We start from the raw sequence: 16,477 nt of genomic DNA, 5'->3' as shown, positions 1-16,477 counted from the left end.
TTCCCCTGCCACATCCAAAGCACTGGCCCCTGCTTGCCTGCGGCGACCATTTACTGGCCGCGTGATGCATATCAAAAACAGCATCAAACGACCAAGCGGCAAGCGCAGTCAGCTATTGTTTAAATAGCAATCGAAGGCCAATAGCGGCCACTTTCCCCGGCCTGGCACTGGGGCATTGGCACGGTCCGCGCCTGCGGACCTAGACTGGGTTCACCCGACCAGTCGCGTCGTCCGGCGCCCGCCCTGCATGCACCTGCCCCCATCCACCGATGCCCGCGGCACCCCGTGGCATGCGCTGTCCGCTGGCGAAGCGCTGCGACGGCTGCAAACCGACGACCGCCACGGCCTGGCGCATGCCGAGGTGGCGCGGCGCCTGGCACGCTTCGGCCCCAACCGCCTGCCCGCGCCGCCGCGCCGACCGGCCTGGCTGCGCCTGCTGCAGCAATTCCACAACGTGCTGATCTACGTGATGCTCGCTGCCGCAGCGGTCACCGCGGCACTGGCGCACTGGATCGACACCGGGGTGCTATTGGGGGCCGTGATCGTCAACGCCATCATCGGTTTCTTGCAGGAGGGCAAGGCCGAGTCGGCGCTGGACGCGATACGCCACATGCTCTCGCACCAGGCCACGGTGCTGCGCGGGGGGGAGCGCCAACTGGTGGCCGCCGACCAGCTCGTGCCGGGCGACATCGTCATCCTCGCGTCCGGCGACAAGGTGCCCGCGGACCTGCGCATCCTCACGGCCCGCAGCCTGCGCGCCGACGAGGCCGTGCTGACGGGCGAGTCCGTGCCCTGCGACAAGCACGAAGCCACCGTGGCAGCCGACGCCGCTTTGGGCGACCGCCGCAGCATGCTCTACTCCGGCACGCTGGTGGCCGCGGGCACCGCTTTGGGCACCGTGGTGGCCACGGGCACGAACAGTGAATTGGGGCGCATCAGCACGCTATTGGCCCAGGTGCAGGCGAGCACCACGCCGCTGCTGCGGCAGATCGCGCAGTTCAGCCGCTGGCTGGCGCTGGCCATCGGGCTGTTCGTGCTCGCCACGTTCGCCATCGGCGTGCTCTGGCGCGCTCAGGCACCCGCGGACATGTTCATGATGGCCGTGGCGCTGGCGGCCTCGGCCATCCCCGAGGGGCTGCCCGCCATCATGACCATCACCCTGGCCATGGGCGTGCGGCGCATGGCGCAGCACAACGCCATCATCCGCCACCTGCCGGCGGTGGAAACGCTGGGGGCTGTCACGGTGATTTGCTCCGACAAGACCGGCACCCTCACTTGCAACGAGATGACCGTGCAGCGCGTGGTGACCGCCGACCATGTCATAGAGGTGACCGGCAGCGGCTATGCGCCGCAGGGGGGCTTCCTCATCGGTGGCGTGCCCATCACTGCGCAAGAACACCCTGCCCTGCAGTCCGTGGCCCAGGTGGCGCTGCTGTGCAACGACGCCACGCTGCACGACGGTCCCCAGGGCTGGAGCCTGACGGGCGACCCGACGGAGGGCGCGCTCGTCACCCTGGCGCTCAAGGCGGGCCTGGACGCCACGGCGCTGCATGCGCGCCAGCCGCGCATCGACGCCATACCGTTCGAGTCCGAGCACCGCTTCATGGCCACACTGCACCACGACCACGCGGGGCATGCGGTGATCCTGGTGAAAGGAGCGCCCGAGCGTGTGCTGGACATGTGCAACGCACAGCGCCAGTGGCCCGCCGATGGCGCGGGCACCGATGCCCCGCTGCAGCACGACTACTGGCGCCGCGCGGCCAACGACTGCGCGGCACGGGCGCTGCGCGTGCTGGCGATCGCCATCAAGCGCGTGCCGGCGCAGCAGCACGCGCTGCAGTTCGCCGACATGGAGGGCGGCTTCACGCTGCTCGGGCTGCTGGGCAGCATGGACCCGCCGCGCCCAGAGGCCGTGGCCGCGGTGGCCGAATGCCAGGCCGCGGGCGTACGCGTGAAGATGATCACCGGCGACCACGGCGAAACCGCACGTGCGATTGGCGCGCAGCTGGGCATCGGCCTGGGCCGCCCCGCACTCACGGGCGCCGAGATCGAGCTGCTGGACGACGCCGCCTTGCGCGACGTGGTGGCCAGCGTGGACGTGTTCGCCCGTGCCAGTCCCGAACACAAGCTGCGCCTGGTGCAAGCCCTGCAGTCCCGCGGAGAAGTCGTGGCCATGACGGGCGACGGCGTGAACGACGCGCCCGCACTCAAGCGCGCCGACGTGGGAGTCGCCATGGGCAGGAACGGTACCGAGGCCGCCAAGGACGCGGCCGCCATGGTGCTGACCGACGACAACTTCGCCACGCTGGGCCACGCGGTGCGCGAGGGCCGGGGCATCTACGACAACGTGCGCAAGTTCATCCTGTTCATGCTGCCCACCAACGGGGGCGAGGCGCTGATCGTGTTTGCCGCCATCGCATTCGGCCTGCTGCTGCCGCTCACCGCGGCGCAGGTGCTGTGGATCAATCTGGTCACGTCCAGCACGCTGGGCGTGGCGCTGGCATTCGAGCCTGCGGAGGACGACGTCATGCGCCGCCCTCCCCGGCCTCCGCAGGAAAAGCTGCTGTCCGGCCTGTTCGCGTGGCGTGTGCTCATGGTGGCGGTTTGCATGGCGGCGGCTTCGCTCGGGCTGTTCCTGTGGGAGCTGTCCAACGGCGCTGCGATCGAAACCGCGCGCACCATGGCTGTCAGCGCGGTGGTGGTGATGGAGATGTTCTACCTGCTCAACAGCCGGCACATCGAGCGCAGCGTGCTGTCGCGCGAGGGCCTGCTGGGCAATCCCAAGGTGCCGCTGACCATCGCCCTCTGTGCGCTGCTGCAACTGGGCTTCGTGCACCTGCCCTGGATGCAGGCCGTGTTCGGCTCCACGGACCTGTCTGTGCAGGAATGGTCGCGCGTCCTGCTGGCCGGGCTGGCCGTCTTCACGCTGGCCGAACTGGAGAAGGCGGCTCTGCGGCGCTGGCGCGCACGCCGCGCCCATCGCTGACACGGACCACGCCTACCCCAGCAGACGGCACAGCGCGGCCAGGTCGCGCACGGTGGCAGGGGGCGCCACCGCGTGCGGCCACGCCGCATCGCCCCGATTGAGCCAGGCCGCCTGCATGCCGGCGCCCAGCGCGCCATGCGCATCCAGCGTGGCATCGTCGCCTATGTGCAGCACGGCCGCGGGCGGCAGGTCCAGCACCCGCGCCGCCTCATGGAAGATGCGGGGGTCGGGCTTGGCAATACCGAACTCGCGGGCGCTGATGCTGGCGCGAAAGTACCGTCCGATGCCGATGGCCTGCAGGTCCGCATTGCCATTGGACAGCGCCACCACCGGGTGGCGCGCCGAGAGGAATTCCAGCGCCGCTATCGCATCGTCGAACAGCTCCACCCGCTGGCGCTCGGCGAAGAACACGTCGAACCCCTGGTCCGTGAGCGACTCGTCCTCGCCCGCCTGGCGCAGCGCTGCGCGGATGGTCTCGCGGCGCAGCACCGTCAGGTCGTGCGATAGGTGCGCATGGGCGGACGCCACCTGCGCACGGAGCATGCGGGACGTGTCGGGCGACGCCAGCAGCGCCGAGGCGCCGGGCGCCACCGTGAGCAGCCACTCGATCAGCACCTCCTCAGCCCGTGCAATGGTGGGCCAGATAGGCCATAGGGTGTCATCCAGGTCAAGAGTGATGGCGCGGATGCGGGAAATATCGAGCATGGCCCGAGCATACCGCCCGGCATTTGCCACAATCACCGCATGCCCGCCTCGCCTTCTCACCATGCCGCCCAGACGGCCTCAGCCTCTTCGATCCCGACCGCCGCAGCACGCGAAAGCACCGCCATTCTGCTGAGCAACCTGGGCACGCCAGACGCCCCCACCGCACCAGCGCTGCGCCGCTATCTGGCGCAGTTCCTGGGCGACCCGCGGGTGGTGGAAATTCCGCGGGCGCTGTGGCTGCCTCTGCTGTACGGGATCATCCTGCGCACGCGGCCGGCCAAGTCGGCCGCCAAGTACGCCAGCATCTGGACGGAAGAAGGCTCCCCACTCGCCGTATGGACGGCCAAGCAGGCGGTGATGCTGCGCGGCTGGCTGGGCGAGGCCGGCCAGCCGGTGCGTGTACTGCCCGCCATGCGCTACGGTCAGCCGGCCATTGGTGCGCAGCTGCAGGTGCTGCAGGACGCCGGCGTACGCCGCGTGCTGGTGCTGCCGCTGTACCCGCAATACTCGGCCACGACCACCGCCAGCGTGTTCGACGACGTGGCCGCGTGGGTGCGCCGCTCGCGTTGCTTTCCCGAGCTGCGCTTCGTGAACGACTACCACGACCACCCGGACTACATTGCCGCGCTGGCCCAGTCGGTGCGCGCGCACTGGCAGCGCGAGGGCGGCCCGGCGGACAAGCTGGTGATGAGTTTTCACGGCATTCCCGAACGCAATGTGCGATTGGGCGACCCCTACGCGGAGCAATGCCGCACCACGGCCCGGCTGCTCGCGCAGGCGCTGGGGCTGGGCGAAGACCGGTACCTGCTGACCTTCCAGTCGCGCTTTGGCAAGGCCCGCTGGCTGGAGCCCTACACCGAACCCTCGCTGGTGGCGCTGGCACAGGGCGGCACGCGCCGCGTGGACGTGATGTGCCCAGGCTTCACCAGTGACTGCCTGGAAACGCTGGAGGAGATCAACCAGGAGGCACGCGAGGCCTTCCTGCACGCAGGCGGCCAGGACTTCCGCTACATCCCCTGTCTGAACGACAACCCCGCCTGGATCACCGCCTTGAGCCGCATTGCACAACAGCACCTGGCGGGCTGGAGCCCGCCATGAGCGCGCCCTGCACGGCACTCGCACCCGGCCAGCTGCGCCTGAGCATCCGCCCCGAGAGCCTGGGCTTTGACGACACGCGCGCGCTGGTGGCCGAGCCCCTGCCGTGGATCGGCCAGCAGCGCGCGTTCGATGCGGCCCGGTTCGGGCTGACCATGCAGCAGCCCGACTACCACCTGTTCGTGCTGGGCGAGGTCGGCAGCGGCCGTGCCTCCCTGATGCGCCAGGCCATGGACGAAGCGGCCGCCAGCCGGCCCGTGCCGCCGGACCTGTGCTTTCTGCACGACTTTGACGCACCCGAACGTCCACGCGCCCTGCGCCTGCCCGCGGGCCAGGGGCGCCAGCTGCGCGACCAGATGGCGAGCTGGAGCCGCCAGCTGGAGGCGGAGATCCCCAAGCGCCTGGCTGCGCCGGACGTGAAGAACGAGCGCGAGCGTATCCACAAGCGCTACCAGAGCGACGAGGCGCGCGCCTTCAGCCAGTTGGCCGACTTCGCGCGTGCACGGCGGTTTCGCCTGTCGCGTGAACAAGGGCAGATGGTGTTCACCCTGCTGGGCCCGGGCGGCGAGCCGCTGACGGAGGCCGATGGCGCAGCGCTGGGCGCACCCGAGCGCGCCGCCATCGAGCTGGCCGAGCAGGAACTGCGTGCGGAGATCGTGCGCTTCCTGGAACAGACCCGCCCGCTGGAGCGCGCGCGCGACGATGCGCTGGCGCAGCTTCTGCGCCAGAGCGCCGGCCCGCTGGTGACGCACGGTCTGGACGACATCCGCCAGGGCCTGCGCAAGCAGATCAAGGACGCGGTCAAGCTGGGACGCTGGCTCGACCAGGTGCAGCGCGAGGTGCTCGACGACCTTGAGCTCTTCGTGCCTCACGAAGGCGAGCAGCCCGACGATCCGCAGGAAGAGGAGCGCCGCGACCAACTGGCCAACCTGCTGGCGCTGTGCCAGGTGAACCTGGCGGTGGACAACGCTTCCCTGAAGGGCGCGCCAGTGGTGGTCGAAGACAACCCGCAGCTGCGCAACCTGTTCGGCCACATCCAGTACGAATCCGGGGAAGACGCGCCGTATGCCGATTTCTCCAGCATCCACGCCGGCGGCCTGCTGCGTGCGCACGGCGGCTACCTGATGCTGTTCCTGCGCGACCTGCTGGGCGATACGCCGCTGTGGGAGCGGCTGCGCCGCTTCCTGCGCTGCAGCCGCCTGGCGGTCGAGGACACGGCCGCCAGCCATGGCGGTGGTGGGCCGACAGTGGCGCTGCAGCCCGAGGGCGTGGATGTGGACGTCAAGCTCGTGCTGATCGGCACCGCCGTCGAGTATTACGTGCTGCAGGAGGGCGACGAAGACCTGGCGCAGCGCTTTCGCGTGAAGGTGGATTTTGCCGAGCGCTTCACCGCCAGCGCCCAGACGCATTACGCCAGCGCCGTGTTCATCGCACGCGCGTGCGCCCGCCGCGGCCTGCCGCACTGCAGCGCCGCGGCCGTGGCGCGCCTGCTGGAATTCACCCACCGCGAGGCTGACGACCAGTCGCGCCAGAGCGCGCGCTTTTCCCTGCTGGAAGCCCTGCTGCTCGAAAGCGCGGCCCAGGCGCGGGCACGCGGCGCGGCGCTGACCGATGCGGCCGACGTGGAAGCCGCGCTGATCGCCAAGCGCCAGCGCCACAACGCCCCCGAGGAGGCATTGCACGAATCGATTGCCGAGGGCGAGTTGCTCATCACGCTGGACGGCACGCGCGTCGGCCAGTTGAATGCGCTCACGCAGATCGACCTGGGCGACTACCGCTTCGGCTTTCCGGTGCGCATCACCGCGCGCACGCATGCGGGCCAAGAAGGCCTGGTCAACATCGAGCGCGAGGTCGAGCTGTCCGGCCCGATCCACGACAAGGGCGTGCTCATCCTGCACAGTTATTTCAGCGCGCTGTTCGGACACCTGGCGCCGCTGGCGCTCAACGCGTCCATCGTGCTGGAGCAGGAGTACAGCGGCATTGAGGGCGACTCGGCCTCCTGCGCCGAGCTGTATACCCTGCTGTCGTCGCTGTCCGGCCTGCCGCTGCGCCAGGACATCGCGGTTACCGGCGCGCTCAACCAGCACGGTGAGGTGCTGCCCGTGGGCGGGCTGAACGAGAAGATCGAGGGCTGGTTCCGCGTGTGCGCGCACGCGGGCCTGACCGGCACGCAGGGCGTGCTGATTCCGGCACGCAACCAGCGCCACCTGATGCTCTCGCCCGCCGTGGTGGATGCGGTCGCGGCGGGGCGCTTTCACGTCTATACGGCGCAGCACGTCAGCGAGGGCATTGCGCTGCTCACTGGCACGCACGCGGGCCTCACCGCCGGCGAGCCGTGGGAAGGCAGCGTGCGGGCGCGCGCCGAAAGTACGCTGCTGGCCTACCGCCGCGCATGGCAGGCCATGGCGCTGGGGCGGCGGCGCGTGCCGCGCAGGCTCGGCGGCAGCCTTTGAAAACCGCCCGGCGTTGCGGTGGGCCGGGCCTGGCTTATCCATATTGGCTATAAGAACAATCCGATTCTGTCGTTGATGAGGCTCAAGGGCGCGGGACAATGACGCCCTTCCCTGAACGACTGTTTTCGAGATCGCCATGAAAAAACTGCTCGCCCTCGCGGTATTCGCCACGGCCGCCCATGTGGCCCCTGCGGCGTGGGCAGCCCAGCCACTGCTGACGCCCGCCGAACTGAAGGCCCAGACAACGCAGGCCACGCCGCCGCGCGTGATCGACATCCGCGACCCCGCCAGCTACGGCGCCCAGCACATTCCGGGTGCGGTGAATGCCCCCTACGGCAAGTGGCGCGGCCCCGCCAGCAACCCGGGTGAACTGCCCGACCTGCCCCGGCTCACCGCGCTGGTGCAGTCGCTGGGGCTCACGCCCACCACGCATGCCGTGGTCGTCTCCACGGGCGCGGACCCGACGGATTTCGGCGCTGCGGCGCGCGTGTACTGGACGCTGAAACTGCTGGGCCTCCAGGAACTCTCCATCCTCAATGGCGGCATGAAGGCCTGGGGCCAAGCCCAGCTTCCGTTGACGGCCGAGGTGCCACAGGTCGCGGCCAGCCAGTACACGCCCACGCTGGACACCCGCCTGCTGGCCACGCGCGAGGACGTGGGCCAGCACATTCGCCTGAGCAACGCCGCACTGGTGGATTCGCGCCCCGATGCCTTCTACCAGGGCAAGGTGCGTGCGCCCGCGGCCAAGGTGTCTGGCACCCTGCCGGGCGCACAGCAGCTGGACTTCAACCAGTGGTTCGTTCCCGGCACCTCCACCTTCGTGGATGCGGCGACGGCCCGGCAGATCGCCGCCAAGGTCAAGCGCGAACAGGGCCAGGACATGGTCGCGTTCTGCAATACCGGCCACTGGGCGGCCACCGACTGGTTCGGCCTGTCCGAAGTGGCGGGCCTGCCCGGCGTGAAGCTGTATGCCGGCTCCATGGTGGACTGGACCCAGTCCCAGGAGCCGCCGCTGATGGCGAACCAGCCCACCCGCGCCGAGGCCCTGGCCTACGACGCCAAGCAGTGGTGGGAACGCAAGCTCAAGTAAGCCAGCCCACTGCGCTGGGCAGCTGACAGCTTCATAGTCAAATCGGCCTCTAGCGCTTGCCAGGCAAGCGCTAGCAGCTCACTTTTTTGAATCTCTGGCCCTCTTCCATGAAACGACTCCCTCTTGCGGCCCTGCTGGCCATTTTCTTGGGCTGGCTGCTGTGGACCGTGTCCGTGCGGCAAGCGGCCCTGTTCGCCGTGGGTCTGGGCCTGGGCGCGGTGCTGGCCGGCCAGCGCTTTGGCTTCACCACCGGCTGGCGCATGCTCATCGAGGACAAGGACGCCAGCGGCGTCATGGGCCAGCTGCTGCTGCTGGCACTGGCCGCCGCACTGGCCATGCCGCTGCTGGGCCACTTCCCTGAACTGACGGCCGCCCTGGGCCCACCCAGCGTGAGCCTGCTGGTCGGCGCCTTCGTGTTCGGGCTGTGCATGCAGATTGCCGACGGCTGCGGCAGCGGCACGCTGTACAAGGCGGGCCTGGGCATTCCGATGAACGCGGCGATCCTGCCGCTGTTCGCGCTGGGCAGTTTCCTGGGCTCGATGCACCTGGGCTTCTGGCTGGACCTCGGCCGCGCGCAGCCCGTCGGTTTGGTCACCCGCTTCGGTTGGCAACAGGCACTGTTGATCACGCTGGCGGTGCTGGCCGTGGTCGCGGTGGCGGTGCGCTGGTATGCGCGCCGTGCCCAGAGACCGCAAGGCACGCAACCCCAGCCGCTGCTGGTGCGCAGGTGGATCGTGGGCGCCGTGCTGCTGGCGCTGCTGGCCACGCTGAACCTGGTGATCGCCGGCCAGCCCTGGGGTGTGGTGTACGGCTTTGGCCTGTGGGCGGCAAAACTCGCCCAGGCCAGCGGTGCCGCGGACCTGGCGGGCAACTGGTTCTGGAGCCAGCCCGGCAATGCCGCCCGTCTGCAGGAGACCGTGCTGCTGGACGTGACCAGCATCACCAACATCGGCATCCTCGGGGGCGCTCTGTGGGTGTCGGCCGGCAAGCCGGTCACGGCCAAGGCGCTGACAGGCACGCAATGGGCCGTGGCCCTGGTCGCGGGCCTGCTGCTGGGGTACAGCTCGCGCCTGGCCTTCGGCTGCAACGTCGGCGCCATGCTGTCGGGCATCTCCACGGGCAGCCTCCACGGCTGGATCTGGGTGCCGCTGGCCTTCGCGGGCACGATCTTCGGCCTGCGCATCCGCCGCCATTTCGGCTTCTGAACACGAGGAGCGCAACGCCATGACACGACACACCACACTGCGCCTGGCCTTCTGGGCCGTGCTCGCCGCCTTCCTGGCCTGGGACTACAGCAACTCCGCCCCGGTGGACCTGCGCTTCGAGGCGCCGCTGATCGCGGCCGGCTCGGGCAAGGCCGCCTCGGGCGGGCACTGCTCCATGCCGGACTGACGTCCTTCTCCGCGCACAACGCAACAAGGCCTCCACACGGAGGCCTTGTTGCTTGGCGCGGCGAGCGGTCTCAGGGCGTATCGGCAGACGGCTTGGCCACTTCGAACCCTGCGTCCTGCCAGGCCTGCAGCCCGCCCAGCAGCGGGCGCACGTTGGGAAAGCCTGCGCGCTGTAGCTGGCGCGCCAGCCGGGCGGCCGATATCTCTGCCGGGCAGTCGCAATAAATGACCACGCCGTGCGGATGCGCGTCGTGCGGCAATAGATGGGCATGGGGTGCTGCCGCGTCCCGGGGGCGCAGCTCCCACGCCTGGGCGCCGGGAATATGGCCCGCGCTGTAGGCCTGACCCGTGCGCACATCGATCACCGTGGGCATGGCCCCCTGGGCCTGCATGCCGCGCAACTCTTGCACCGACACGCGAGGCATCTTCAGCGAGCGCACCGTGCGCTGGCGCTGCCACCACTTGCGCAGAATGAACACGCCCAGGCCCACCGCCAGCAATACCAATCCCCCCTGGCCCAGCGCTGTGAGCACGGCCAGCAGGTCCTCGACCGTGGTGCTGAACAGCGATCCCAGCAACACTGCCGAGCCCACCCAGATCAACGCGCCCAGCGTGTCGTACAGCACGAAGACCGACCGCGGCGTGCCCACCACACCCGCAAGCGCGCTGGCGATCGACGCAAAGCCTGGAACGAACTTGGCAATCAGCAGCGACTTGGGGCCCCAGCGGCCGTAGAGCGATTCCGTCTGGCGGATGCAGGCATCAGGCGACAGCGAAATGCGGCAGATGCGCCCCAGCACACGATGGCCGTAGGATTTGCCGGCCTGGTACCACAGCAGGTCGGCAATGAGCGCGGCCGCCACGGCCAACAGCACGATGCGTGCGCCGTGCTGCCAGTCGTCGCCCGCCACCGCGCCGGTGACCACCAGCACTGGATAGGCGGGAATGGGCGCACCCAGCTGCTCGATCAGCACGTTCAGGAACACGACACCTAGGCCGTATTCGCGAATCAGATCCACCAGAAAACCCATGTCGCGGTTCCCTTCATGCCGTGCCGGCGTCGCCGCTGACGCCCAGGCAATGCAAGCCTCACATGCTAGCTGCAACGGCTGCGCCGAGTGAGACCTGAAATAAGGAAACTGCGTTGCGTGGATGGCAACAATGCAGGCACACCGCGCAAGCCGTGCGCCGCTTCACCCCTGCGCGGGCTGGCCCTGCAAAAAACGCTGCACCCAGGCCAGTTGCTGCGGCACGTTGAGCGCGGGCGCGTGGCCGCAGCCCGGCACCTCGACCACATCCAGCAAGCCGCGTGCGCCCGGGCCCCGGCGCTGCATCTCCTGCACCACCGCGGGCAGCACCAGGTCGGACTCGGCCCCGCGCAGGCACAGCACGGGAATGTCGAGCCGGTCGTAGTGCGGCCAGACGAGATAGTCGTTCTCATGCCGCGTGAACTGCTGCACCATGGCCGGGTCGTAGTGCGGGGTCACGCGCCCATCGGACAGGCGGCGCAGCGAGGTCTCGGTAAGGCGCAGCCACTGCGCATCGCTGAGCCAGCCGAACGGCGCGTAGGTGCGGCGAAAGAAGGCCTCCAGCTCCATCACGGTATCGAACTGGGGCGGCTGGCCCGCATAGGCCTTGATGCGCTCCAGCGCGGGGCCGGCCAGCTGCGGGGCATTGTCGTTGAGCACCAGGTGCGTGATGCGCCCGTGCAGGCGCGGCGCCAGCAGGCCGGCGGCACACACGGTGCCGATGGCGCCGCCCATCGACGTACCCACCCACTGCACCCGCTGCACACCCAGCTGGTCCAGCAGCTCCTCCACAACGCGTGCATAGAAAGCCAGCGTGTATTCGCGCTGCGGATCACGGCTCCACTGGCTCAGGCCGCGACCCAGGGTGTCGGGGCACAACACGCGCCAGCCATGGGCCGCCAGGTGTGCGGCCAGCTCGTCCATGTCGCGTCCGGTGCGTGCGAGGCCATGCCAGGCTACCACCACCGGCGCGCCGGGCGCGCCCCAGTCGGTCAGGTGGATTTCATAGCCGGCGCAGCGCACGTAGCGCGAGACGAAGGACATGGTGCAGCCTTTGTGCAGGGAGAGTGTGATCGCCGCGGGCGGCGAGACCCTGGCGCATCTGGGTGTTGGGAATCACCTCCTCCACCATGCGGCCCACGAAGTCATGGACCGAATGCACGCCCAGGTCGGGCAGGAAGCGGCGGTAGCCCTCGTTGACCCACACGATGCGTCCGCTCAGGTCCACGAGGAACATGCCCTGGCTCATGGTGGAAAAGAGCTGGAACATGGAGCGCGCAGCCAGTTCCAGGATGCCCTGCGCATCCAGCGGCAAGGGCGAGGCGTCGGTATGCAGGGGCATGGTCGGATGGTAACGCCGGCGTTCGACGCGCATTGCAAATTAATAAGAACCATTCTCAACATAGAGCTATACTCCGCGCCTGTGCAAGCGTGCTCTCTGGTGGGGAGGTCCCGGGGGCGGCCGTCCCCCGGGCGCTGGCCGCGCTGCGCTTGCGCGGCGGTACCCGGCGCACTCTTTCTAGGGCCGCGCGCGCGCCGGCGCGGGTAGCGCCGCCGCGCAGCGCTCCATCAACTCACATCGTCCACGCTCTGGCGCGCATGGGCCAGGTTGCGCTCGGCCCAGCGGCGCAGCACGCGCGGCACGATGAGCACGGCCAGCACGATCACCAGCAGCGTCACGGACATGGGGCGCTGCAGGAAGATCATCCAACTGCCCTCGCCGATGGAAATCGCGTTGCGCAGCTGCGCCTCGGCCAGCGGCCCGAGGATCATGCCCACCACCACGGGCGCCGTAGGGAAGTCGAAGCGCCGCATCAGCACGCCCAGCAGGCCGATGCCGTACAGCAGGAACAGGTCGAACGTGCTCTGGCGCATGCCGTAGGCGCCCACCGTGGCAAAGATCAGGATGCCGGCGTAGAGCTGTGGACGCGGAATCTTCAGCAGCTTCACCCACAGCCCCACCATGGGCAGGTTCAGCACCAGCAGCATGATGTTGCCGATGTACAGCGACGCGATCAGCGCCCACACCAGCGTGGCCGATGTGGTGAACAGCTGCGGGCCGGGGTTCAGCCCATAGTTCTGGAAGGCCCCCAGCAGCACGGCCGTGGTGTTGCTGGTCGGGATGCCCAGTGTCAGCAGCGGGATGAGCGCCGCGGTCACCGTGGCGTTGTTGGCCGCCTCGGGGCCCGCAACCCCCTCGATGGCGCCACGGGTGCCGAACTCGGCCTTGTCCTCGCCCTTGGCCAGACGCTTTTCGGTCGCGTAGCTCAAGAAGGTGGGAATCTCCGTCCCCCCCGCCGGGATGCAGCCGAAGGGCGTGCCGATCACGGTACCGCGCAGCCATGCGGGAATGGACCGGCGCCAGTCGCGCCGCGTCATGTGCACACGACCCATCTGGTTCTGCGACTCTTCCACCCGGCCCTCGTACAGCGCCGCATACAGCACCTCGGCCACGGCGAACAGACCCACGGCCACCAGCACAATGTCGATGCCGTCCAGCAGCTCCATCTTGCCCACGGTGTAGCGGGCGGCCCCCGAGATCTGGTCCATGCCCACGCAGCCCAGCGCCAGGCCCAGGAACAGCGCCGTCATGCCGCGCAGACTGCTCTGGCCCAGCACCGCGCTCACCGTGGTGAAGGCCAGCACCATCAGCATGAAGTACTCGGGCGGGCCGAGCTTGACCGCGAACTCGGCCACGCCCGGCGCGAACAGCGTCACCACCACCGTGGCGATGGTGCCGGCGACGAACGAGCCGATGGCCGACGTGGCCAGCGCCGCGCCCGCGCGCCCGCTCTTGGCCATCTTGTTGCCTTCCATGGCCGTGACCATGCTGGCGGTCTCGCCCGGCGTGTTCAGCAGGATGGACGCCGTGGAGCCGCCATACATGGCGCCGTAATAGATGCCCGCGAAGAAGATCATCGAGGCGGTCATGTCCACCTTGGCCGTGATGGGCAGCAGCATGGCTACCGCCACCGCCGGCCCGATGCCCGGCAGCACACCCACGGCCGTTCCCAGCGCGCAGCCCACCAGGGCCCACAGCAGGTTCGCCGGCGTGATCGCCGTGGCAAAGCCTGCGAGCAATGCGTCAAAGATTTCCATAGCACTCAATCCCCGGTTTGAACGCGGCCTGCGCCGGCGCCATCGAAGCAGCCAAAGTCAGCATGCATGTGCACTCTCCCGCGCCCTGGCCTACAGCCACCCGGTGGCGGTCAGGCCCGGCAGGTTGATCGCCAGGAACTGCGTGAACAGCCAGAACACCGGCGCGGCGATGGCCAGCCCGGTCGCCACATCCACGGCCAGCACGCGCGGCGACAGCAGGCCCGTCTGCCCGCCCGCGCGGCGCAGCCCCTGCACGGCCAGCGCATAGCACAGCGTGCAGCCCACGATGAAGCCCAGCTCCACGATCAGCGCCGCATTCAGCAGAAGCCCCGCCGACACCCATGCAAAGGGCCCCCACGCCGCGCGCGGCGCGCCGCCCGGGTCGGCCGCCTGGCGGTAGCCGCCCGTGGCAGCCTCCCAGATCAGCCAGCCGCCACACACGGCCAACACCAGGGCGCAGGCCCACGGCAGGAAGTTGGGGCCCACGCCGCCATAGCCGGCGTTGCCCGGGATCTCCAGCGCGCCCCAGGCCATGGCCGCGGCCACCAGGATGACGCCCGCACCCACGGCCGCCTGCCAGCCGGGTGAAGGCACGGCGCTTGTGGGTGGAGTGGAGGGAGGGGAAGAGGAAAGCTCAGACATGGCTGCGGCCTCCGGGAAGGCGCCGCACCGCGGCGGCGCAGGTTTCAAACAAAAAACGGCCCTAGCGCTTATCCATCAAGCGCTGACAGCTCTCAAAAGAGGAGCGCCGCAGCACACTGCGGCGCCGCCGGGCTTAGACCATGCCCGACTTCACCATGGTGGCGCGCAGGCTGGCGAACTCGCTGTCCACGAAGTTGGCGAAGTCGTCGCCGGCCAGCCACGCGGGCGTCCAGCCGTTCTTCTCCAGCGCCTCGGCCCACGCCTTGCTCTTGACGGCCTTCTCCACCATTGCCACCAGCGCCTTGCGCTGCTCGGCCGTGATGCCGGGCGCGCCGTACACACCGCGCCAGTTGCCGATCTCGACGTTGATGCCCTGCTCCTTGAGCGTGGGCACGTTGACGCCCTTCAGGCGCTGGCCCGAGGTCACGCCGATGGGCTTCATCTTGCCCGCGGCGATGTACTCGGAGAACTCGCTGTAGCCGCTGCCGCCCACGGTGACGTTGCCGCCCAGGATGGCCGCCGTCGCCTCCCCGCCCCCACGGAAAGCCACGTAGTTGATGCGCGCCGGGTCCACCCCCACTTCACGGGCGATCATGGCCGCTGCGATGTGCTCGGTGGAGCCGCGCGAGCCACCGCCCCATTTCACGCTGCCGGGGTCCTTCTTGAGCTGCGCCACCACCTCGGCCATGCTCTTGAAGGGCGAGTTGGCGGGCAGCACGAAGACGTTGTATTCGCTGGTCAGCCGCGCGATCGGCGTGGCCTGGCTCAGGTTGACCGGCGGCTTGCCGGTGATGATGCCGCCCAGCATCACGGCGCCCATCACCATCAGCGCGTTCGGGTCGCCCTTGGAGCCGTTCACGAACTGCGCCAGGCCGATGGCGCCGGCCGCGCCGCCCTTGTTGTCATAGGTCACGCTGGAGGCCACGCCCGCATCCTGCAGGGCCTTGCCCAGGGCGCGGCCCGTGGTGTCCCAACCGCCGCCGGGGTTGGCGGGCAGCATCATCTTGACGGCCACGGCGGCCTGGGCCGACAGCGGCAGGCTGCCCGCGGCGGCCAGTGCCGCCAGCGACTTCAGAAAGGTATCGCGACGCATGTTGTCTCCTTGCTTGTTAGAAAAAGGGAACGCTGACCGGCGCGATGATGCGCGCGCAAGCTGTCAAACGGCTGTCCACGGCACCAGGGTTAACACCGAGATCCGCGCGCCAACCGCCACCCGCCGCAAACGCGTTCTAATCCGCGGATGCAACTGCTTCTCGTCGAAGACGACGCCACCATGCAGGCCACGCTGCAGCGCTCGCTGGCGCGCCGCGGCATGGCTGTCACCGCCCTTGCGGACGGGCGCGCCGCGCTGGCCGAATGGCGCGCGCGCCCGCCCGACGCCGTGGTGCTGGACCTCACCCTGCCCGGCCTGGACGGCCTGCAGGTACTGCAACAGGCACGCGCCGGCGGCCTGCGCACCCCTGTGCTGCTGCTGACCGCGCGCGGCACCGTGGGCGACCGCGTGCTGGGCCTGAACGCGGGGGCCGACGACTACCTGCCCAAGCCCTTCGACCTGGACGAGCTGGAGGCCCGGCTGCGCGCCCTGCTGCGCCGCAGCGGCGGCGATGCGGCAGATGACAAACAGGCCTCCAACGCCCTGGTGATGGGCGCCCTGCGCTATGAAAAAGAAAGCGGCGCCATCTATCTGCACGATGCGCCCATGGACCTCACCCCGCGCGAGTTGGCGCTGCTGCGCACCCTGCTGGCCCAGCCGGGGCGCGCAGTCGCCAAGGAGCGGCTGTATGAACTGGTCTTCCCCGGCCAGAGCGAGGTGCAGTACGAGGCCATCGAAGTGGTGGTGTACCGCGTGCGCAAAAAACTCGCAGGCACCGGCGTGGCCCTGATGACGCTGCGCGGCCTGGGCTACCTGCTCAAGCCAGAGACATGAAACAGCCCGTGAGTCGCTGCGCGCCTTCCCCCCCCAGGCGGGCGATGCCGCAGGCCCGGCC

13 protein-coding genes and 1 pseudogene are annotated in these 16,477 nt (G+C 69.3%); 7 read left to right on the top strand and 7 right to left on the bottom strand.

Annotated features, from left to right (window positions below; all coding sequences use genetic code 11):
• Window positions 1–247: 247 nt before the first annotated feature.
• Window positions 248–2,986, top strand: a complete 2,739-nt coding sequence (locus tag I3K84_RS02305; RefSeq protein WP_196995419.1) for a cation-transporting P-type ATPase — start codon at window positions 248–250, stop codon at window positions 2,984–2,986.
• A 12-nt stretch (window positions 2,987–2,998) separates the two neighbouring features.
• Here the strand turns inward: I3K84_RS02305 and I3K84_RS02300 are convergent, their stop codons facing one another.
• Complete coding sequence (locus tag I3K84_RS02300) at window positions 2,999–3,691, bottom strand: HAD family hydrolase (RefSeq protein ID WP_196995418.1); 693 nt, start codon at window positions 3,689–3,691, stop codon at window positions 2,999–3,001.
• Window positions 3,692–3,730: 39 nt separating this feature from the next.
• Between I3K84_RS02300 and hemH the strand changes: the two genes are divergently transcribed.
• The 5 genes from hemH to I3K84_RS02275 all read left to right on the top strand — a co-directional run bounded on the left by hemH (window position 3,731) and on the right by I3K84_RS02275 (window position 9,721).
• Window positions 3,731–4,789, top strand: a complete 1,059-nt coding sequence (gene hemH / locus I3K84_RS02295) for a ferrochelatase (protein ID WP_231403394.1) — start codon at window positions 3,731–3,733, stop codon at window positions 4,787–4,789.
• The gene (locus I3K84_RS02290; protein ID WP_196995417.1) at window positions 4,786–7,239 is read left to right on the top strand and encodes a Lon protease family protein; all 2,454 of its coding nucleotides are present in this window, start codon (window positions 4,786–4,788) and stop codon (window positions 7,237–7,239) included. The genes hemH and I3K84_RS02290 overlap by 4 nt, the downstream gene beginning before the upstream one ends.
• A 136-nt stretch (window positions 7,240–7,375) precedes the next feature.
• Window positions 7,376–8,329 carry a sulfurtransferase gene (locus tag I3K84_RS02285; protein WP_103737973.1) on the top strand — a complete coding sequence of 318 codons (954 nt, stop codon included), beginning with the start codon at window positions 7,376–7,378 and terminating at the stop codon, window positions 8,327–8,329.
• A gap of 107 nt (window positions 8,330–8,436) precedes the next feature.
• On the top strand, window positions 8,437–9,534 hold the full coding sequence (locus I3K84_RS02280; protein WP_011804921.1) for a YeeE/YedE thiosulfate transporter family protein: 1,098 nt from the start codon (window positions 8,437–8,439) through the stop codon (window positions 9,532–9,534).
• 19 nt (window positions 9,535–9,553) lie between these two features.
• Window positions 9,554–9,721 carry a hypothetical protein gene (locus I3K84_RS02275; protein WP_011804920.1) on the top strand — a complete coding sequence of 56 codons (168 nt, stop codon included), beginning with the start codon at window positions 9,554–9,556 and terminating at the stop codon, window positions 9,719–9,721.
• Window positions 9,722–9,791: 70 nt separating this feature from the next.
• Here I3K84_RS02275 and I3K84_RS02270 read toward each other — a convergent pair whose 3' ends face one another.
• The 6 genes and pseudogenes from I3K84_RS02270 to I3K84_RS02245 form a co-directional block, all read right to left on the bottom strand.
• On the bottom strand, window positions 9,792–10,751 hold the full coding sequence (locus I3K84_RS02270) for a rhodanese-like domain-containing protein (RefSeq protein WP_011804919.1): 960 nt from the start codon (window positions 10,749–10,751) through the stop codon (window positions 9,792–9,794).
• Window positions 10,752–10,913: 162 nt separating this feature from the next.
• On the bottom strand, window positions 10,914–11,792 hold the full coding sequence (locus I3K84_RS02265) for an alpha/beta fold hydrolase (RefSeq protein ID WP_196995416.1): 879 nt from the start codon (window positions 11,790–11,792) through the stop codon (window positions 10,914–10,916).
• A 43-nt stretch (window positions 11,793–11,835) separates the two neighbouring features.
• Window positions 11,836–12,090 (bottom strand): annotated as a pseudogene (locus tag I3K84_RS02260) (PAS domain-containing protein); the annotation flags it as partial.
• A 227-nt stretch (window positions 12,091–12,317) separates the two neighbouring features.
• Entirely contained in the window at window positions 12,318–13,847 is a 1,530-nt protein-coding gene (locus I3K84_RS02255) for a tripartite tricarboxylate transporter permease (RefSeq protein WP_196995415.1), read from the bottom strand.
• 90 nt (window positions 13,848–13,937) lie between these two features.
• A complete protein-coding gene (locus I3K84_RS02250) occupies window positions 13,938–14,489 on the bottom strand; it encodes a tripartite tricarboxylate transporter TctB family protein (protein WP_015913554.1) in 552 nt (183 codons plus the stop codon).
• 133 nt (window positions 14,490–14,622) lie between these two features.
• Entirely contained in the window at window positions 14,623–15,582 is a 960-nt protein-coding gene (locus I3K84_RS02245; protein WP_011804914.1) for a tripartite tricarboxylate transporter substrate binding protein, read from the bottom strand.
• A 147-nt stretch (window positions 15,583–15,729) separates the two neighbouring features.
• Between I3K84_RS02245 and I3K84_RS02240 the strand changes: the two genes are divergently transcribed.
• Window positions 15,730–16,416 carry a response regulator gene (locus tag I3K84_RS02240; RefSeq protein ID WP_196995414.1) on the top strand — a complete coding sequence of 229 codons (687 nt, stop codon included), beginning with the start codon at window positions 15,730–15,732 and terminating at the stop codon, window positions 16,414–16,416.
• Window positions 16,417–16,477 lie beyond the last annotated feature (61 nt).

The organism is Diaphorobacter sp. JS3051 (genome assembly GCF_015832135.1).
GTDB lineage: Bacteria > Pseudomonadota > Gammaproteobacteria > Burkholderiales > Burkholderiaceae_C > Diaphorobacter > Diaphorobacter nitroreducens.
The sequence above is the reverse complement of the archived record's forward strand: the minus strand, read 5'-3'. Positions and strand labels throughout refer to the sequence as shown.